This window comes from Quadrisphaera sp. KR29 (genome assembly GCF_052644995.1).
Map to the genome: position 1 here is coordinate 17,016 of NZ_JBQXXG010000025.1, position 18,787 is coordinate 35,802.

At 77.3% G+C, this 18,787-nt stretch carries 14 protein-coding genes and 3 pseudogenes; 6 read left to right on the plus strand and 11 right to left on the minus strand.

What is annotated here, in order from left to right; all coding sequences use genetic code 11:
* The first annotated feature begins 43 nt into the window (after positions 1 to 43).
* The 3 genes and pseudogenes from ACUN9U_RS16975 to ACUN9U_RS16985 all read left to right on the plus strand — a co-directional run.
* The gene (locus ACUN9U_RS16975) at positions 44 to 1,141 is read left to right on the plus strand and encodes a TIGR03885 family FMN-dependent LLM class oxidoreductase (RefSeq protein ID WP_445486178.1); all 1,098 of its coding nucleotides are present in this window, start codon (positions 44 to 46) and stop codon (positions 1,139 to 1,141) included.
* A complete protein-coding gene (locus ACUN9U_RS16980) occupies positions 1,141 to 2,796 on the plus strand; it encodes an alpha-amylase family glycosyl hydrolase (RefSeq protein ID WP_445486179.1) in 1,656 nt (551 codons plus the stop codon). Before ACUN9U_RS16975 ends, ACUN9U_RS16980 begins: the two co-directional genes overlap by 1 nt.
* Before the next feature lie 111 nt (positions 2,797 to 2,907).
* Positions 2,908 to 3,040: pseudogene (locus ACUN9U_RS16985) on the plus strand (DUF1684 domain-containing protein); the annotation flags it as partial.
* Between the two features lie 11 nt (positions 3,041 to 3,051).
* On the opposite strand, the pseudogene ACUN9U_RS16990 reads toward ACUN9U_RS16985, so the two are convergent.
* The 5 genes and pseudogenes from ACUN9U_RS16990 to ACUN9U_RS17010 form a co-directional block, all read right to left on the minus strand.
* Positions 3,052 to 3,489: pseudogene (locus ACUN9U_RS16990) on the minus strand (protein-tyrosine phosphatase family protein); the annotation flags it as partial.
* Between the two features lie 259 nt (positions 3,490 to 3,748).
* On the minus strand, positions 3,749 to 4,354 hold the full coding sequence (locus tag ACUN9U_RS16995; protein ID WP_445486180.1) for a response regulator: 606 nt from the start codon (positions 4,352 to 4,354) through the stop codon (positions 3,749 to 3,751).
* Positions 4,351 to 5,646, minus strand: coding sequence for a sensor histidine kinase (locus ACUN9U_RS17000; protein WP_445486181.1), 1,296 nt, complete (start codon positions 5,644 to 5,646; stop codon positions 4,351 to 4,353). Before ACUN9U_RS17000 ends, ACUN9U_RS16995 begins: the two co-directional genes overlap by 4 nt.
* 17 nt (positions 5,647 to 5,663) lie before the next feature.
* Positions 5,664 to 6,509: an ABC transporter permease gene (locus ACUN9U_RS17005; protein WP_445486182.1), complete on the minus strand. Its 846-nt coding sequence runs from the start codon at positions 6,507 to 6,509 to the stop codon at positions 5,664 to 5,666.
* The gene (locus ACUN9U_RS17010) at positions 6,506 to 7,444 is read right to left on the minus strand and encodes an ABC transporter ATP-binding protein (protein ID WP_445486183.1); all 939 of its coding nucleotides are present in this window, start codon (positions 7,442 to 7,444) and stop codon (positions 6,506 to 6,508) included. The genes ACUN9U_RS17005 and ACUN9U_RS17010 overlap by 4 nt, the downstream gene beginning before the upstream one ends.
* Positions 7,445 to 7,679: 235 nt before the next feature.
* On the opposite strand from ACUN9U_RS17010, the gene ACUN9U_RS17015 reads away from it, so the two are divergent.
* On the plus strand, positions 7,680 to 8,135 hold the full coding sequence (locus tag ACUN9U_RS17015; protein WP_445486184.1) for an SRPBCC family protein: 456 nt from the start codon (positions 7,680 to 7,682) through the stop codon (positions 8,133 to 8,135).
* A 187-nt stretch (positions 8,136 to 8,322) separates the two neighbouring features.
* Here the strand turns inward: ACUN9U_RS17015 and ACUN9U_RS17020 are convergent, their stop codons facing one another.
* From ACUN9U_RS17020 to ACUN9U_RS17035, 4 genes are all read right to left on the minus strand, one after another.
* The gene (locus ACUN9U_RS17020) at positions 8,323 to 8,580 is read right to left on the minus strand and encodes an HPr family phosphocarrier protein (RefSeq protein ID WP_445486185.1); all 258 of its coding nucleotides are present in this window, start codon (positions 8,578 to 8,580) and stop codon (positions 8,323 to 8,325) included.
* A gap of 58 nt (positions 8,581 to 8,638) precedes the next feature.
* Positions 8,639 to 10,762: a PTS fructose transporter subunit IIABC gene (locus ACUN9U_RS17025; protein ID WP_445486186.1), complete on the minus strand. Its 2,124-nt coding sequence runs from the start codon at positions 10,760 to 10,762 to the stop codon at positions 8,639 to 8,641.
* Between the two features lie 81 nt (positions 10,763 to 10,843).
* Positions 10,844 to 11,821, minus strand: coding sequence for a 1-phosphofructokinase family hexose kinase (locus tag ACUN9U_RS17030; protein WP_445486187.1), 978 nt, complete (start codon positions 11,819 to 11,821; stop codon positions 10,844 to 10,846).
* The gene (locus ACUN9U_RS17035; protein WP_445486188.1) at positions 11,818 to 12,582 is read right to left on the minus strand and encodes a DeoR/GlpR family DNA-binding transcription regulator; all 765 of its coding nucleotides are present in this window, start codon (positions 12,580 to 12,582) and stop codon (positions 11,818 to 11,820) included. Before ACUN9U_RS17035 ends, ACUN9U_RS17030 begins: the two co-directional genes overlap by 4 nt.
* Positions 12,583 to 12,807: 225 nt before the next feature.
* On the opposite strand from ACUN9U_RS17035, the gene ACUN9U_RS17040 reads away from it, so the two are divergent.
* Together ACUN9U_RS17040 and hrpB are read left to right on the plus strand one after the other, a co-directional pair.
* Positions 12,808 to 14,559, plus strand: a complete 1,752-nt coding sequence (locus ACUN9U_RS17040) for a putative PEP-binding protein (RefSeq protein ID WP_445486189.1) — start codon at positions 12,808 to 12,810, stop codon at positions 14,557 to 14,559.
* A gap of 145 nt (positions 14,560 to 14,704) precedes the next feature.
* Positions 14,705 to 17,378, plus strand: a pseudogene (gene hrpB, locus ACUN9U_RS17045) (ATP-dependent helicase HrpB); the annotation flags it as partial.
* On the opposite strand, the gene ACUN9U_RS17050 reads toward hrpB, so the two are convergent.
* Complete coding sequence (locus ACUN9U_RS17050; RefSeq protein ID WP_445486200.1) at positions 17,366 to 18,058, minus strand: esterase/lipase family protein; 693 nt, start codon at positions 18,056 to 18,058, stop codon at positions 17,366 to 17,368. The pseudogene hrpB and the gene ACUN9U_RS17050 sit on opposite strands and share 13 nt — an antisense overlap.
* Positions 18,055 to 18,750: an alpha/beta fold hydrolase gene (locus ACUN9U_RS17055; protein ID WP_445486190.1), complete on the minus strand. Its 696-nt coding sequence runs from the start codon at positions 18,748 to 18,750 to the stop codon at positions 18,055 to 18,057. The genes ACUN9U_RS17050 and ACUN9U_RS17055 overlap by 4 nt, the downstream gene beginning before the upstream one ends.
* Positions 18,751 to 18,787: the final 37 nt, after the last annotated feature.

Genomic DNA, 18,787 nt, shown 5'->3' on the forward strand with positions numbered 1-18,787 from the left:
CTCGACGTGCCCCGAGCGGCCGGTCCCCCTAGCGTCGCTGCCCGTGACGGTGATCGGGTTCCACTGCAGCCACGAGCAGATCCCTCCCAGCAGGCTCCTCGAGCACGCCGTCAGGGCCGAGCAGGCGGGCTTCACCGCGGCGATGTGCTCGGACCACATCACCCCCTGGGGGACCGCCCAGGGCCAGTCGGGCCTGGCGTTCGCCTGGCTCGGGGCGGCGCTGGCCCGCACGCAGCTGCCCTTCGGCGTGGTCCACGCCCCCGGCCAGCGCTACCACCCGGCCATCACCGCGCAGGGGATCGCGACGCTGTCGGAGATGTTCCCGGGGCGCTTCTGGGCGGCCCTCGGCAGCGGCCAGTACATGAACGAGCACGTCACCGGGCAGGGCTGGCCCCCCAAGGACGAGCGCGACGCGCGGCTGGCCGAGGTCGTCGACGTCGTCCGCCGGCTCCTCGCCGGTGAGGAGGTGACCCACCGCGGCCGCGTCGTCGTCCACGAGGCCCGGGTGTTCAGCCGTCCTCCGGTCGAGCGCGCCCCCGCGCTGCTGGCAGCAGCGCTCACCCCGCGCACCGCGCAGTGGGCCGCCAGCTGGGCCGACGGGCTCATCACGGTGAACTCGGCGCCCGACCAGATGCGCTCGGTGGTGCAGGCCTACCGGGAGGCGGGCGGCACCGGGCCGGTGAACCTGCAGGTGCACCTGTCCTGGGCGCCCACCCACGAGGAGGCGCTCGCGGTGGCCCACCACCAGTGGCGCAACAACGTCTTCAGCTCCAAGGTGCTGGCCGACCTGGCCACGGTCGAGCAGTTCGACGACGTCGGCCAGCGGGTGCAGCCCGCCGAGCTGGAGGACTCCGTGCTCGTCTCCGCCGACGCGGCCCGCATCGCGGACACCCTGGCCGAGTGGGCCGGGCTGGGCTTCGACGGCCTCTACCTGCACCACGTGGGGCAGGAGCTCGACGCGTGGGTCGGCGAGGCGGGCGAGCGGGTGCTGCCCCGCCTGTCGCCCACCCGCCCGGAGCCCCTCGTGGGCCGCACCGGCGGCGGGACCACCGCGCAGGCCCTGGCCGAGCGCGGGGGCGGCACCACGCCCACCACCGACCGCGCCGCCGACCGCGCCGCCGCCGGGGCGGGTGGCCTCTGATGCTCACCACGACCGCCGACGAGTGGTGGGCGACCGCCGTCGGCTACTGCCTGGACATCAAGCGCTTCACCGACTCCGACGGTGACGGCCGGGGCGACCTCGCGGGTCTCGGGGCGCACCTGGACCACCTGGGCGATCTCGGCGTCGACTTCCTGTGGCTGCAGCCGTTCTACCCCTCGCCCGAGGGCGACGACGGCTACGACATCTCGGACTACTACGGCGTCGACGACGGCATGGGCACCCTCGGAGAGTTCGTCGAGGTGGTGCGGGCCGCCCGCGAGCGCGGCATGCGCGTCATCGTGGACCTGGTGGTCAACCACACCAGCGACGACCACCCCTGGTTCCAGTCGGCGCGCTCGGACCCGGACTCCCCGTACCGCCACTGGTACGTCTGGCGCGAGGAGCCGGACCCCGCCGACGCCGACGCCGACATCATCTTCCCCGACGCCGAGGACTCGGTGTGGAGCCGCGACGAGGTGGCGGGGCTGTACTACCGGCACCGCTTCTACCGCCACCAGCCCGACCTCAACACCTCCGAGCCCGAGGTCCGCGACGAGATCCGCCGGATCATGGGGTTCTGGCTGCAGCTGGGGGTGGCCGGCTTCCGCGTCGACGCGGCGCCCTTCCTCGCCGAGACCGCCACCCGCGCCGGCGACGCCGACGACGCCGGGCCGGCGGGCACCGCCAGGTCCAGCGACGACGGCGAGCGCGACGAGCAGCACGACGACGACACCGCCCTGGACGAGTCCCTCGCGATGCTCGACGTCATGCGGTCGTTCCTGTCCCGCCGCAGCGCGGAGGCGGTGATGCTCGGGGAGGTCAACAAGCCCCGCGACGAGATCGCGCCGTTCTTCGGCGGCCCCGGGCAGCGGATGACGATGTGCTTCGACTTCACCCTCAACCAGGCGCTGTACCTGGCGATGGCCCGCTCGGACGCCGGCCCGGTGCGCGAGGCGCTGGAGTCGCGGCCCGAGCTCAGCGAGGGCAAGAGCTGGGGGCTGTTCGTCCGCAACCACGACGAGCTCACCCTCGACCAGCTCTCCGACGCGGAGCGCCAGGAGGTCTTCGACGCCTTCGGGCCGGACGAGGACGTGCAGCTGTTCGGCCGCGGGCTGCGGCTGCGGCTGCCGACGATGGTCGGTGGTGACCGCGACCGCATCGAGCTGGCGTACTGCCTGACGTGGAGCCTTCCCGGCACGCCGGTGCTCTACTACGGCGAGGAGGTGGGCCAGCTGGAGGACCTCTCGATCCCGGGGCGGCTGGCGGTGCGCACGCCGATGGCCTGGGCCGAGGGGGACGCCGGTCCGGGACCGGTGGTCGCCGACCAGGAGCGGGACGCCGGCTCTCTGCTGCACTTCTTCCGCCGGATGCTGCGCACCTACCGCGGCCGCCCCGAGCTGGGCCGCGGTGAGCTGCGCCTGGTCGACGTGGGGGAGCCGGCGGTGCTGGCGCACACCATGGCGTGGCGCGGGCGCACCGTGCTCGCGCTGCACTCGCTGCGCGAGGAGCCGCTCACCGTGAAGGTGCCCGACGGCGTCGTGGCACCGGGCACCGAGCTGGTGGAGCTGCTCACCTCGACGCCGCTGACCGTGCCGGACGGGCCCTTCGAGGTGGAGCTGCCGCGCTACGGGAAGGTCTGGCTCGGCGACACCTGAGCGCTCCGGCGCCCGCCCCTCACCCCCTCGCGACGATCGAGGACCTCGGCGCCACCACGGCGACGGCTCCAGCCCGGCAGCTCACGGGTCCCGGCGACCGTCCGGTCGCGCGACCGGGCCACCGACCTGCCCTGCGCGTCCACCGACCTCGCCAGCTGCCCGCTGCCGCCGGCGGAGGACCGCCTGCCGGGTGGCCGTCGAAGCGGGGGAGGAGATGATGTCCAGCGAGCGCGGCGGCGCCTGACCGGGCGCTGATCCGGAGCGCTGCACCCACCGCCGCTGCCACGGCGTCTCCACGGCCGTCGCGCGGTAGTGCCCGCGCACCCACGCCACCGCCTGCGACGGGTCGACGCCGTCGAGCACCGCCATCACCGCCAGCGCCGTCCCCGTGCGCCCGTTCCCGCCTCCGCAGCAGACCTCGACGCGCTCGGTGGCGGCGCGCTCCCACGCTTCGCGCAGCGCCGCGCGGGCGTCGGAGGGCACCAGCGGCAGCCCGAAGTCGGGCCAGCGCACCCACCGCACCGGCCACGGCTGTGACGTCGGCCGCACCCACGTGCACTGGTAGCTGACGTCGGGCTCCAGCACGGGCGGAGGAGCGCCTGCGCGCACGCCGCGGCCGCGCACCCGCCGCCCCGACGGCAGGACGATGACGCCGGGTGCGTCGTCCGGCCACTGCCCGTCCCGACCTGCCACCTGCAGATCCTCCCCTCCCGCCTGCTCCGGCTCCGCGACGTCCGAGGAGCTGGGCGCCCCAGGCCCGTGCTCCGACGCTGTGGCAGCGCGTCGCCCGGAGGTGGGCAGGCTCAGCACCGGTGGGCGGGCTGGGTCCCGGGTCCAGGCCCGGAAGCGGGCGTCCGCCTGCTCACCGGGCCTCAGCCTGCCCACCCTCAGGAGCAGGTGACGCTCAGGTCCTTGATCGTCGCGAGAGGGGGGCGGAGGGGCGGAGGGGGCGTCAGATCCAGCCGGCGGCCTGGGCGCGGGTCACGGCCTCGTGCCGGTTGGACACCCCGAGCTTCTGCACCGCCGCCGACAGGTAGTTGCGCACCGTGCCCGGCGAGAGCGAGGCGCGCACCGCGATCTCCTCCACGCTCGCCCCGCCGGCCGCCAGCTCCAGCACGTCCGCCTCGCGCGGGGTCAGAGGGGAGTCACCGGCGGCGATGGCGTCGGCGGCCAGCTCGGGGTCGACGTGGCGACCCCCGGCGTGCACGGTCCTGATGACGGACGCCAGCACGGCAGCCGACGTCGTCTTGGGCAGGAAGCCGCGCACGCCCGTGGCCAGCGCCCGCTTGAGGTGCCCGGGCCGTCCGTGGCCGGTGACGATGACGACGCCGCAGCCCGGCACCTGCTCGCGCAGCTGCGCCGCCACCTCGATGCCGTCCAGGCCCGGCATCTGCAGGTCGAGGACGGCGACGTCGGGCTGCAGCTGGCGCGCCACCGCCACGGCCTCCGGCCCGGACGCCGCCTGGCCGACCACCTCGACGTCGTCTTCGAGGTCGACCAGGGTGGCCAGGGCGGTGCGGATGAGCTGCTCGTCGTCGGCGAGCACCACCCGGATCACGCCGGCACCTCCAGCCCCGCGTCGCGGCCCAGCTCGGCGCGGTCCGCGGCGACGGTCGCCGTCAGCACCACCCGGCCGCGCTCGCGGCGCACCTCCAGCGAGCCGCCGCGCGCCTCGAGCCGCTCGCGCAGCCCCGTCAGCCCGGCCCCCGGGCGGACGGGGTGCTCGCCGTCGTCGTCGTTGCGGACCACGAGCACCGCGGTCCCCTCGACCACGGAGAGCGACACCGTGCAGTGCCGGGCGCGGGCGTGGCGGACCACGTTGGTCACGGCCTCGCGCACCGCCCACGCGAGCGCCTCCTGGGCGGGAGGGGCCAGCGCGGCCACCGCGCCCGGCTCGACGCGCAGCTCGCAGGCCACTCCCGCCGAGCCGAGCAGCGAGCGGGCGCCGGCCAGCTCCACCTCGAGGTCGGCGCGGCGGTGCCCGCGGACCACGGCGCGCACCTCTGCCAGCGACGCCTGCGCCAGCTCGCGCACGGCGAGCGCCTCGGCGGCCGCCTCGGGCCGGCCCCGCTCGGCCAGGCGCGCCACCACCTCGGACTTCAGGGCGATGGCCGAGAGGTCCCGGCCGACGACGTCGTGCAGGTCCCTGGCGAAGCGGAGGCGCTCCTCGGCCACGGCGAGGCGGGCGCGGTCGCCCTGGGCGTCGGCGAGCTGGCGCACCACGTCGAGGAGCCACACCGACAGCCGCAGCGTCATGACGATGAACGCGGAGCCCCCCAGGGTGATGACCGCCGTGGTGAGGACGACCAGCGCGCCCGCCCCGCTCAGCGCCGCCGAGGACCCCACGGCCAGAGCGGCCCCGACCGGCACCAGCCACCCCGCGCGGCGGTGCACCACCGCGACCGCGGCGGGGGAGAACAGCACGGAGTAGACGACGACGGCCTGGCGCGGCGACGCGGCGAGGTCGCCGTCGCCGCCGATGAGCGCAGCGACCACGAGGAGCGCTGCTGTGCTCGCTCCGAGCGCCACGAGGCCCGGGCGGCGCTGGGCGCGCCAGTGGAGCTCGAGCCCTGCGCGCAGCACCACGAACGCCGCGACGCCCTGCGCCGCCGACAGCCCCACCACGAGCGGGGTCTGCCACGCGGGGCCGGTGCCGCGCGTCAGCACGAGCAGCAGCAGCGGCGCCACGGCGCCCAGCCAGTAGAGGACCTGGGCGGTGTAGACCTCCACGCGCTGCACCTGGTCGAGCGAGTCCCACCAGGCGCGCGGGGAGCGCCACCACGGCGGCACCCGGCCGGTGACCGGTCGTCGTGGTGGCGCTCCCCGCTCCTCGCGCGTGTCCGTGCTCACGCGGACAGCCTGCTGCATCAGCCGCGGGGCTCCCAGCGCCACAGCCGGCGGGCCACCGCCGCGAAGATGACGGTCCACACGAGCAGCAGCGCCAGGTCGACCAGCTCCTCTGGCACGGGCACCGGGAGCTCGGCGAGCGAGACCGAGGCGCCGGAGGTGCGGGCCACGAGGTCGGTGAGGCTCGCGAAGGGGAACAGCAGCAGCACCTGGCGCACCGCCTCGGGCAGCACGCTGACCGTGAGCATGTTGGCGGCACCCGAGACGACCACGAGCAGGGGCACCGCCGCCCAGTTGGCCTTCTCGGCGTTGCCCGACAGGCCGGCCACGGCCACACCGGCCGCCACGAGGCCGACCGAGCCGACCAGCACGCCGGTCAGCAGCGGCAGCCACCCGAGGGCGTCGGGCAGGGAGCCACCGCGCGCGGCGAGCAGCCCGACCACGGCCAGCGCCTCCAGCACCCCGACGACGACGAGGGGCAGGTACATGCCGGCGACCAGCTCACCGCCGCTCAGCTCGGAGGTCCGCAGGCGCTTGAGCACCTGCGCCTCTCGCCGGTTCACGGTGAGCATGACGGCGGCGAAGTGCGTGGTCAGCGCCATGACGACGAGCACGCCCATGCCCGCCAGCGCGGCCAGCGCCTGCGGGGAGCTGCCGGGGCTGAGGGCGGCGAGCGCCAGCACGAGCAGCGGGCCGGACAGCAGCGTCACGAGCGTGGTGCGCTGCTTGGCGAGCATCGAGGTCTCGAACCTCGCGAGCCGCAGGGTGCGCTGCAGCGGCGAGACCTGGCGGCGGCGGCGGTCCGTCGTCGTCGTGCGGTCAGCGGTGGAGGCTGCCTGGGCGGGAGTGGGGGCGGTGGTGCTCATCGGTGGGCTCCCTCGCGGGTGGTGGCGGGTGCGGTGACCTCGCCGCGGACGACGGCGTGGAAGACCTCCTCCAGGGAGGCCGGGGTGGCGCGCAGCTGGTCGAGCGCCGCGCCGGTGCGCTCGGCGTCGACGAGCAGGCCGAGCAGGTCGCGCTGGAGGTGGTGGGTGCGCAGGTCCACCGCCTCGTCGGCCTGGCCGGGCGTGCGGCGGACCGCGGTGATGCGGGCGGGGCGCTCGCGGAGCACCTCGGCGAGCGTGCCGGCCACGGCGATGCGGCCGCGGTGCATGATCGCCACCCGGTCGGCGAGGGCCTCGGCCTCCTCGAGGTGGTGGGTGGTCATGAGCACGGTGGTGCCGCCGTCGCGCAGCTCGCGGACCAGGCTCCACAGCGTGGCGCGCGACTCGGGGTCCAGGCCCGTGGTCGGCTCGTCGAGCACGATGAGCTCCGGCGCCCCCCACACGGCGAGCGCGAGGTCGAGGCGGCGCTTCTCCCCGCCCGAGAGGTCCTTCACCAGCACCGTGCGGCGGTGCGCGAGGCCCACGCGCTCCAGGACGGCGTCGGCGTCGTCCAGCCGGCTGCTCAGGGAGGCCCACAGCTGCAGCGCGCTCAGCGGCGTCGCCTCCGGGACGAAGCCGGCCTCCTGCACCATCGTGCCGCTGGCGGCGCGGATGCGGCGGGTGCTGACCTGCGGGTCCTCCCCCAGCACGTCCACCGAGCCGGCGGCGCGGCGGCGGAAGCCCTGCAGCGCCTCCAGGGTGGAGGTCTTGCCGGCGCCGTTGGTGCCGAGGAGGGCGAACACCTCACCGCGGCGGACGTCGAGGTCGACGCCGTCCACCGCGGTGAAGGAGCCGTAGCTGACGGACAGGCCCCGGACGTCGACGACGAGGTCGGTCGCCGTCCTCTCCGGGGCCGAGGCGGTCGCTGTCGTGGTCATGGCTCCACGCTCCCGCCTGGCGGGCGCCGTCGGCAGTGCGCCCGCTCACGAGGTGGGGTGCGCCCGTCACGGCGGTGACCTGACATCCGTCACACCGCCCCGCCCCCTCGCCTTGATCCGCACGTGCCGCGGGAAGGGCGCGGTGGAGGGCGGCTCTTCCCGCACGTGCCGCGGAGGGTGCCGGAGGGGGTGCGGACGGGTGGTGGTCCGGGGCGCGCCCTGCGACCGTGCGGGGATGAGGACGACGATGGCGCTGCGCCCGGCCCCGCCCATCACGCGCGAGCGGACCACCTCCGCACCGCCGGCCGCCGTGCAGGACCTCCTCGTCGACGTCGGCAGCTGGCCGCTGTGGTCACCGCACGTCGTCCGCACCGACCCCGCCTCCGGGCGCGTGCACCCCGGCTGGCGCGGGCGCGTCAAGCCCTGGTTCGGTCCCGCGACCACCATGGAGGTCACCGAGGTGCTGCCCGGCGGCGGCATGCGCTGGCGCACCCGGGCGCTCGGGCACGAGCTGCGCTACGCCCAGCTGGTCAGCGCGGCCCCCGGCGGCGGCAGCCGCGTGGTGTTCACCGCCGAGGTGCACGGGCCGGTCGGCCCACTGGTCCAGCGGCTCGCCGCGCCGCTGTCGGGGTTCGGGCAGCAGCGCCGCCTCGAGCGCCTGGTCCTGCTCGCCGAGCGCACGGCGGCCTGACCCCGGAGCTCCGCGGCAGCGTCGTCCTTCGACCGTGGACGCTGTGCTCCGGTCTGAGGGCTCGTACCGGAGCACAGCGTCCACGGTCGGGGGCGCGGCCGTGAGCCTCGGGCGGTCAGCACGCAGCAGGGCCCCCGCCGCGGTGCGGCGGGGGCCCGGTGGTGCTGCGGCGGGCGCAGCGGGTGCGTCAGGCGTCGAGGTCCGCGGCGACGAGGTCGGCCACGGTCTGCATGGCGGCCTCGTCGTCGGACTCGACGGTGACCTGGTCGCCCTTGGCGGCACCCAGCGTCATGATCAGCAGCGCCGATCCGGCGTCGACGGGCTCCTGGCCCTCGACCGACAGGGTCACCTCGGCGCCGGTCTCCGTCGCCGCCTGCGCGATGACGGCCGCGGGGCGGGCGTGCAGGCCGACGGCGGACCCGACGGTCACGGTGGTGCTGGGCACGGTGCTCTCCTTCGTCAGGGGGTCGTGTCGTTCGGTGAGGAGTCGACCAGAGCCGGCCTCAGGCCGCGACCGGGGTCTTCGCGGTCGCCTTGAGCACCGTGACGGCCAGCGCGGAGACGACGGTCCCGAGGAGCACGGCGAGGAAGAAGGTCGCGAACGGCTGCATGGCGAAGAAGACGAAGAAGCCGCCGTGGGGGGCGCGCAGCTCCGTGCCGAAGGCCATGACCGCCGCGCCGGTGACGGCACCGCCGACCATCGAGGCCGGGATGACGCGCAGCGGGTCGGCCGCGGCGAACGGGATGGCGCCCTCGGAGATGAAGGACGCGCCCAGCAGCCAGGCCGCCTTGCCGTTCTCCTTCTCCACGGCGGAGTACAGCTTCGGGCGGATCGCGGTGGACAGGGCCATCGCCAGCGGCGGCACCATGCCGGCCGCCATGACGGCCGCCATCACCTGGAAGGAGGCCGGCGTCTGCGCGGCCAGGCCGGCGGTGGCGAAGGCGTACGCGGCCTTGTTGACCGGGCCGCCGAGGTCGAAGCACATCATCAGGCCGAGGATGACCCCGAGCAGGATCGCGGCGCTGCCGGACAGGCCGTTGAGCCAGTCGGTGAGGCCGTTGGTCGCCGCGGCCAGCGGACGGCCGAGGAAGAGGAGCATCAGCCCGCCGGCCACGACGGAGGCCGCCAGCGGGATGATCATGACGGGCATGAGGCCGCGCAGCCACTTCGGGACGTCGAGGCGCGAGAACCAGTAGGCCACCAGGCCCGCGAGCACACCGCCGACGATGCCGCCGAGGAAGCCCGCGCCGGAGAAGACGGCGACGGCGCCGGCGGTGAAGCCGGGGGCGATGCCGGGGCGGTCGGCGATGCCGAACGCGATGTAGCCCGCCAGCGCCGGCACGAGGAAGCTGAAGGCCAGGCCGCCGATCTGGAAGAACACCGCGCCGAGGTAGACGAGCAGGGCGCTGTCGCGCAGGCCGTCACCCTGGAGCAGCGGGTCGGCGGCCTTGAGGGCGGCGACGTCGGGCAGGTTCCACAGCGAGTTGGTCAGCAGGATGCTGTCCGCGCCGCCGGGCAGGTTGGTCACCCGGTACCCGGCGAAGAGGAAGCCCAGGGCGATGAGCAGACCGCCCGCGGCCACGAACGGGATCATGTAGCTCACGCCCGTGAGCAGCACCTGGCGCACCTTGACCCAGAACGACACGTCGCCCGCGCCCGCGCCGGAGGCTGCCGCGCCCGCGCCCGCCCCCGAGCCGCCGCCGGCCACGCGCGCGGCCTGCGGGTCGGTGGAGGCGGTCAGCGCCTCGGCGAGCATCGCGTCGGGCTCGTTGATGGCCCGCTTCACCCCCGAGGCGACCACCGGCTTGCCGGCGAAGCGCTCGCGGCCCTTGACCGGGACGTCGGTGGCGAAGATGACGGCGTCGGCGCTCTCGATGAGGGAGGCCGGCAGCGGGGTCGTCGCGCCGGAGCCCTGCGTCTCCACCTTGAGCGTGATGCCGGCGCGCTCGGCGGCGGCCACGAGGGAGTCGGCGGCCATGTAGGTGTGCGCGATGCCGGTGGGGCACGCGGTGACGGCCACGACGACCTTGCCGCCGGCGACGCCGGCGGACGGCGCCGAGGCGGCGCCCGCAGCGGCGGGGGCCGTGGTCTGGGAGGCGACCGACGGCGAGGTCGACGCCGTCGCCGGGGTCGTGGCGGCCTCGGCCTTCGGCGTGGGGGAGACCACGTCGGTGACGAGGTCGACGACCTCCTGCTCGGTCTTCGCGGCGCGCAGCGCCGCCGTGAAGGCCGGCTTGACCAGGGCGCGGGCCAGCGCGGTGAGCAGCTTGAGGTGCTCCTGCCCGCCGGAGGCCGGTGCGGCGATGAGGAAGGCGAGGTCGGCGCCGCCGTCGGGGGCGCCGAAGTCGACCTTCGGCGAGAGCCGGGCGAAGGCCAGCGTCGCCGTCGTCACGGCCTCGGAGCGGCAGTGGGGGATGGCGATGCCGCCGGGCAGCCCGGTCGCGGACTGCGCCTCGCGGGCCATCGCGTCGCGCTGCAGGCCCTCGGCGCTGGTGGCGCGCCCGGTGCCGGCGACGTTCGCGGCGAGGGCCGCGATGACGTCCTCCTTGCGGGCGCCGAGGTCGGCGTCGAGGCGCACGAGCTGCAGCGTGATCAGCTGCGCCTGCGCTGTGGTGTCGGTGGACATGCGGTCCGTTCCTCCTGGTCTGGCCGACGGCGTCGGCGGTCCGTGCTGGGGGAGCTGCTGGAAGGGCTGGGGTGGTGCGGCTCAGAGGCGCCGGGTGGTGACCCGGTCGCGCTGCACGTGCTCGGGCCCCGGCAGGGTCGAGCCGGGCAGCTGCACGGCAGCGGTGCCGTGGGCGACGGCGACGGCGAGGCGCTCGGCCTCGTCGGCGCCGTCCAGCTCGGCCAGCAGGTAGCCGGCCAGGGTGGAGTCGCCCGCCCCGACGGTGCTCACCGGCGTGACGGGCTCGTGCGCCGCGTGCCAGGCGCCGTCGGCGGTGACGAGCAGGGCGCCCGCTCCGCCGAGGGTCACCAGGACGGTCTCGACGCCCCGGTCGACCAGGGTGGAGGCGGCCTTCGCGGCGGCGACGGGGTCGGCCTCCAGCTCGGCGCCCGCTGCCGCGGCGCGGCCGGGAGCCGCCAGGCCGGTGAGCTCGGCGAGCTCCTCGGCGTTCGGCTTGAGCAGGTCCGGCAGGGCGGTCCGGGCCGACGGCGCGTCGGGCCCGGCGGTCGCGAGCAGCGCCGCGCCCGAGGTGTCCACGGCGGTGCGGGCACCGGTGGGGCGCAGCTGCGCCACGAGGCAGCCGTACCAGTCGTCGTCGACGCCGGGGGGCAGCGACCCGGACAGCGCCACCCAGCGGGCTCCCTCGGCCTCCCGGCGCAGCGCCTCGGCCAGCCCGGCCCGCGCGGCCGGGTCGAGGGGCGCGCCGGGCGCGTTGACCTTGGTGGTCGTCCCGTCCGGCTCGGCGAGGGTGAGGTTGACCCGGGCGTGCCCCGCGATCGGCACCGCCGTGTGCACGAGGTGCAGCTCGCGCAGGGCGAGCAGCAGCGGGTCGTCGGGGTGGCCCGGCAGGACGGCGACGGCGCTGCGCCCGCCGGCGGTCACCACGCGGGCCACGTTGACGCCCTTGCCGCCCGGCTGGTCGACCGCCGCCGCGGAGCGCACCACGGCGCCGCGCTCGAGGACGCCTGCCAGCGCGACCAGGCGGTCCAGGCTGGGGTTGGCGGTCAGGGTGACGATCACGCGACCAGCACCTCCACTCCACGGGCTTCGAGGGACTCCAGCTCGCGCCGGGGAGCGCTCGCGTCGGTGATGAGGACGTCGACCTGCTCGAGCCCGGCGAAGCGCACGAGGTGCTCCTGCCCGAGCTTGGAGGCGTCGGCGAGGACGACCACCCGGCGCCCGGCGGCGACCAGCGCGCGCTTGAGGGCGGCCTCGTCGTGGTCGGGGGTGGTCAGGCCGTGGTCGGCGGTGATGCCGTTGGTGCCGACGAAGGCGGTGTCCACCCGCAGCGCGCCGAGCGCGGCCAGCGCGTCGGGGCCGACGGCGGCGTGCGTGGTGCCGCGCACCCGGCCGCCCACGAGGTGCAGGTCGATGCGGCCGGCGCCGGCCAACTGGGCGGCGACGGGCACGGCGCTGGTCACCACGAGCAGGGGGGAGTCCAGCGGCAGCAGCCGGGCCAGGCGGACCGTCGTCGTCCCGGCGTCCACGGCGATGGAGCCGCCGGTGGGGACCAGGTCGAGCGCGGCGCGGGCGATGCGGTCCTTGGCCTCGGCGCGCTCGACGTCGCGGTCGGCCACGGCGCGCTCGACGACGGTGAGGGAGGAGGTGGGGACGGCGCCGCCGTGCACGCGGCGCAGCAGGCCCGCCTTCTCCAGGACGGCGAGGTCGCGCCGCACCGTCTCGGTGGTGACCCCGAACTGGGCGGCGACGTCGGTGACGGCGACCCGCCCGTGCTGGCGGACCAGCCCGGCGATCGCCTCGTGGCGCTCTGTCGCGTACAACGGCGCACTCCCTCGTGCCTGTGCCTGTCACGGCGGTGGTGTCTCCGGCCACCGACCCCGTCGGTGTGGGTCTGTGTGGGAAACATCTTTGTGATGTGTGGTTCTACGCCCGTTCATGTTGTTGTGTCAAGGGGTGGGTTCGGTGCACGCTGGTGCCGGACACCACCCCTCACCCCGTCCCGCCCCGGTCCGTGCGGCGGGTCCCGCTCCAGCGCAGGAGTCACGATGAGCAGCGTCGCCACCCCTCCCTCCGCCTCCGCCGGCCCGTCCGTGAGCACGGGCCCGGAGGGCCGCTCCCTGCTCGGCATCCCCGTGGTGCCCGGTGTGGGCGCGGGCCCGGTGGTGCGCCCGGCCGAGCGGCCGCGCATGCCCGAGGTGACCGGCGAGCCGTCCGTGCCCGAGGACGCCCGCGCCGGCGAGGTCGAGCGCTTCCAGGCGGCAGCCGGCGTCGTCGCCGAGCGCCTGGAGGGTCGCTCCGCGCGCGCCACCGGCGCCGCTGCCGAGGTGCTCGAGGCCACGGCGGGCCTCGCCCGCGACCGCGGGCTGCTGGCCGCCGTCGCGAAGCGCGTCAAGGCCGGCGCCTCCGCCGAGGTGGCCGTGGTCGGCGCGGCCGAGCAGTTCAGCGCGATGTTCACCCAGCTCGGCGGCGTCATGGCCGAGCGCGTCACCGACCTCGCCGACCTGCGCGACCGGCTCGTGGCCGAGCTGACCGGCCAGGAGGAGCCCGGCGTCCCGGTGCCCGCCGACCCCTCGGTGCTGCTCGCGGACGACCTCGCCCCCGCCGACACCGCGGGCCTGCAGCCCGAGCTGGTGCTCGCCATCGCGACCACGCGCGGCGGCCCCACGAGCCACACCGCGATCATCGCCCGCCAGCTCGGCATCCCCTGCGTCGTGGCCGTCGGCGGCCTCGACGACGTCGCCACGGGCCAGTTCGTGCTCGTCGACGGCACGTCCGGGGAGGTGGCCGTCGAGCCCGACCGCGCCCACGCGCAGGCCCGCGTGGAGGCCTCCCAGCGCGAGGCCGCGGCCGTCGCCGCGTGGACCGGTCCGGGGGCCACCGCCGACGGGCACGCCGTCGACGTGCTGGCCAACGTCCAGGACGGCGCGGGCGCCCGCAGGGCCGCCGCCACCGGCGCGCAGGGCGTGGGCCTGTTCCGCACAGAGCTGTGCTTCCTCGACGCCGACAGCGAGCCGTCGGTCGAGGAGCAGGCGCGCGTCTACGGCGAGGTCCTCGCCGCCTTCGCCGACCGCCCCGCCGGCGCCGGCACCGGGAGCAAGGTGGTGCTGCGCACCCTCGACGCGGGCTCGGACAAGCCGCTGAGGTTCGCCACCGCCCCCGACGAGGAGAACCCCGCCCTAGGCGTGCGCGGCCTGCGCATCGCCTGGAAGCAGCCGGGGATCCTCGACCGCCAGCTCGACGCGGTCGCGCTGGCCGCCGAGCAGACCGGCACGTCACCGTGGGTGATGGCGCCGATGGTCGCCACCGCCGCCGAGGCCCGCGACTTCGCCGCCCGCGTGCGCTCCCGGGGCCTGACGGCGGGCGTCATGGTCGAGGTCCCCGCCGCCGCGCTGCACGCCGAGCGGATCCTGCGCGAGGTCGACTTCCTCTCCATCGGCACCAACGACCTGGCGCAGTACACCCTCGCCGCCGACCGCCTCTCCGCCGACCTGGCCCACCTCAACGACCCGTGGCAGCCCGCGCTGCTGCAGCTCGTGGCGCTGACCGCCGCTGCCGGGGTCGCGGCCGTCAAGCCCGTGGGCGTCTGCGGCGAGGCGGCGGCCGACCCGCTGCTGGGCGCGGTGCTCGCGGGGATGGGCATCACGTCGCTGTCGTGCGCGGCGAGCGCCGTCTCCGCCGTCGGCGCCCGCCTGGCGCAGGTCGAGCTCGCCGCGTGCCAGGAGGCCGCGCGCGCCGCCGTCGCCGCCGACGACCCCGCCGCCGCCCGCGCCGCCGCCCGCGAGGTGCTCCTCGGCTGAGGCCCCCCTCCCCCTCGCGACGATCAAGGACCTCCGCGCCAGCTCGAACCGCTCGTCGGCGAGGTGGTGGCGCTGAGGTCATTGATCGTCGCGAGGGCGGGAGGAGGGAGGAGGCGGGACGGGGCGGGGGAGGATGGGTGGCGTGATGCTGCCGCCCGCGGGACGGCCCGGCCCGGGCACCGACCTGCCGGTCCGGGAGGTCCTCGGCGAGCTCGCCGCCGCCCTCGCCGAGCGCGGCACCGCGCTGCTCGTCGCCCCTCCCGGCACCGGCAAGACCACGCTCGTGCCCCTGGCCCTGGCCGACGCCCTCCCGCCCGGAGCCGGCCGCGTGGTCGTCGCCGAGCCCCGCCGCGTGGCCGTGCGCGCCGCCGCCCGCCGCATGGCCTCCCTGGTCGGCGAGGGGGTCGGGGAGCGCGTCGGCTGGAGCGTGCGCGGCGAGCGCCGCACCGGCGCCGCCACGCGCGTGGAGGTCGTGACCACCGGCCTGCTGCTGCGGCGCCTGCAGCGCGACCCCGAGCTGCCCGGCGTCGCCGCCGTCGTCCTCGACGAGGTGCACGAGCGCCACCTCGACGCCGACCTCGCCCTCGCCCTCCTGCTCGACGCCCGCGCCGCGCTGCGCCCCGACCTGCGCGTGCTGGCCGCCTCGGCCACCCCCGACACCGCCCGGCTGGCCGCCGTCCTCGGCTCCTCGGACGGCCAGGAGGACGGCGACGGCGGTGCGCGCCCGGCGCCCGTCGTGGTCGCCACGGCGCCCGTCCACCCCCTCGAGGTGGTGTGGGCGCCCCCCACCCGGCCCGTGCGCCCCCCGGAGGGCACCCGCACGGACCCGGCGCTGCTCGACCACGTCGCCGCGACCACCCGCCGCGCCCTGGCCGAGCGCCCCGGCGACGTGCTGGTGTTCGTCCCCGGAGCGGCCGAGGTCGGAGGCGTGCGCTCCCGGCTGGCCGCCTCGGTGGACGCCGACGTCGACGTCCTCGCCCTGTCCGGCCGCCAGTCCACCGACGCCCAGGACGCCGCCTTGCGCCCCTCCCGGCCCGGCCGGCGGCGCGTGGTGGTCTCCACCGCCGTCGCCGAGTCGAGCCTGACCGTGCCGGGCGTGCGCACCGTCGTCGACGCCGGCCTCGCGCGCGTGCCGCGCACCGACCACGCCCGCGGCCTCGGCGGCCTGGCCACCGTGCGCGTGAGCCGCGCCGCCGCCGAGCAGCGCGCCGGCCGCGCCGCCCGCGAGGCCCCCGGCGCCGTCTACCGCTGCTGGAGCGCGCTGGAGCACGAGCGCCTCGCCCTCCAGCCCCAGCCGGAGGTGGCCACGGCCGACCTCACCGGCGCGGTGCTGGCGCTGGCGGCCTGGTCGCGCGCTGACGGCGCGGGCCTGCCGCTGCTGGACCCCCTGCCCACCGGCGCCACCGCCGCGGCGGTGGGCGTGCTGCACGACCTCGGCCTGCTCGACGGCCGTGACCCCGCCACCGCACGCCCCACCGCCCGCGGCCGCGCGGTGGCGTCGCTGGGGCTGGAGCCGCGGTGGGGTCGTGCCCTGCTGGACGGCGCCGCGCTGGTGGGGGAGCGGACCGCCGCCGAGGTGGTCGCCCTGCTCAGCGAGGACGGCCTGGTGGGCGGTGGCGGCCCGGGCGGGGGATCCAGCGACGACGTCGCCGCCAGCTGGCGCGCGCTGCGCCGCGACGACGACCCCGGCCGCTCCGCCCGCTGGCGCGCCGAGGCCCGCCGCCTGTCCGGTGCGCTCGCGGAGGTGCCGCCGGACCAGCGCACCGGGCGGGACGCCGCGCGCGCCTCGCGCCTGACCGACGACACCGCCGCCGGCCTCGTCGTCGCCCTGGCCCACCCCGCGCGGCTCGCGAGGCTCCGCCCGGGCGGGGAGGGCGGGACCTACCTCACCACCGGCGGCACCGCCGTGCGGCTCGCCCCCGGGTCCGCGCTGCACGGCGCTCCGTGGCTGGCCGTGGCAGTGGCCGACAGGTCCGGCAGCGACCCGGAGGCCCGGGTGCGCGCGGCCGCCGCCCTCGACGAGGACGGTGCGCGCGCCGCGGCCCCGCAGCTGCTGTCCGACGTCGAGGAGGTCTCCTGGCAGGGCGGAGCTGGCGGTGACGTCGTCGCCCGCCGGGTGGAGCGCCTCGGCGCGGTCGAGCTGACCAGCCGCCCGCTGACCGGCGCCCCGGACGACCGCCGGCGCGCCCTCGTGGCCGACGCCCTCGCCGACGGCCTCGCGCAGGCGGGCCTGGCGCTGCTGCCGTGGCCCGACCCGGCGGTGCGGCTGCGCCAGCGCCTGGCCGCGTGCCGGCTCGCCCTCGGCGACCCGTGGCCGCCCGTCGACGACGGCGCCCTGCTCGCCCGCGCCGCCGCGTGGCTCGGCCCGGAGCTGGCCGGCGCCCGCCGCCGCGCGGACCTGGACCGGGTGGACACCGCGTCCGCGCTGCGGCGCCTGCTGCCGTGGCCCGAGGCCGCGCGCCTGGACGAGCTGGCCCCCGAGCGGCTGCCCCTGCCGGCCGGCGGAAGGGGGCAGGGCCCCGACCGGCCCAGCGCGCGGCTGGACTGGTCGGACCCGGCGGCGCCGGTGCTGGCCGTCCGGCTCCAGCAGGTGCTGGGCTGGACCGGGGCGCCGCGCGTGCTGGACGGGCGCGTCGCCGTCGTCGTCCACCTGCTCTCCCCGGCGGGCCGCCCGCTCGCGGTGACGGCGGACCTGGCGGGGTTCTGGCGCGGCGCCTACCGGGAGGTGCGGGCGCAGGTGCGCGGGCGCTACCCCAAGCACGCCTGGCCGGAGGACCCCCTGGCTCCCTGAGGCGCGCCGAGCCCCTCAGCGCAGGGAGTCGAGCACGGCCCGGTGCAGGCGGGGGTCGCTCAGCACCCGGAAGTGGCCGACCACCGGCAGCCGGACGTTGCGGGCCCCGGGCAGGTCGCGGGGGCGCGGGGTGGTGGGGTCGACGGCGCTGCGCACCGCCGTGATGCGGTCGTCGGCCCCGTGCGCCGCGGCCAGGCGCGCCAGCAGCGGGTCGTCGGGGCGGAAGGCGCGCACGGAGCGCAGCAGCGGCACCCACCGGGCCAGCGAGGAGCCTGCGAACGGGGTGTTGACCGCCACCAGCCGCTCGAACGGTGCGTCCGGCCGGCCCAGCGCACCGGCCCCGGCGTCCTGCACCAGCAGGAGCTTGCCCACGAGCCCGCCCTTGCTGTGGGCGACCAGCGCCGCGCCCCGCAGCCCGCGCTCGGCGGCGAAGGCGCGCACGAGGTCGGCGCCGTCGGTGATGCTCGCCCGCTGGAAGCCGAGCGCCTCCACGGCGTGCACCGCGTGGCCCGCGCCGCGCAGCGCCTCGGTGAGGGGCGCCAGGAAGCGCCACGACTCGTAGACCCCGGGCACCAGCACCACGTCGCGGCAGCCCGGTGCCGGTGGGCCGTCGTGCGGCGGGGACCCGCGCCGCAGGCTGCGCAGCTGCCACCGCAGGGCGTAGGCCCAGTCGGCCAGCCACCACCACGCGACGGCGGCGCGGTTCACGCCGGCTCCCCGTCGACCGCCGCGGCCAGCTGCGCGGGGTGGGACCACTGCAGCACGTGGCAGCCGGGCACCACCACCAGCCGTCCCCGCGGTGCCGCGGCGGCCAGGTGGGCGGACCACTCCGCGGAGCACAGGGGGTCGCTCTGGCCGTGCACCACGGTGACCGGCACGCCGACGCCGGGCAGCCGGTCCTCGACGCGGTGGGCCAGCACGGGGCCGATGGTGCGCAGGTACGCCAGGGGTCCGCACGCCAGGACGGAGGCGACCTGCACCGGCAGCACGCTCGGCGGCTCGCGCACGAGGCTGCGCAGCATGCAGCCCACCTGCACCAGCACCGAGCGGGCGCTGGCGTCCACGGTGGGCGTCACCAGCACCAGCCGCGAGGCCGCTCCCGGGTGGCGGACCGCGAGCTCCACCGCCACCTGGCTGCCCATGGAGTGCCCCACGACGACGGCGCCGCGCGCGCCCTCGGCCTCCAGCAGGGCGTGCAGGGCGTCGGCGTGGTCGGCGAGGGTCGGCACCGGGCGCAGCAGGCCACCGCGCCGGCCCCGCGCCCGGTGCGGTCGCGGCGGTCGGGGAGAGCGCCCGTGGCCCGGCAGGTCGGGCGCGAGCACGCGCCACCTGCCGGCCAGCTCCGGCACCAGGCGGCGGAAGTACGCCCCCGAGGACCCGATGCCGTGCACGAGGACCACCGCGGGAGCGCCAGGGTCACCGGCCCGCCGCACGTGC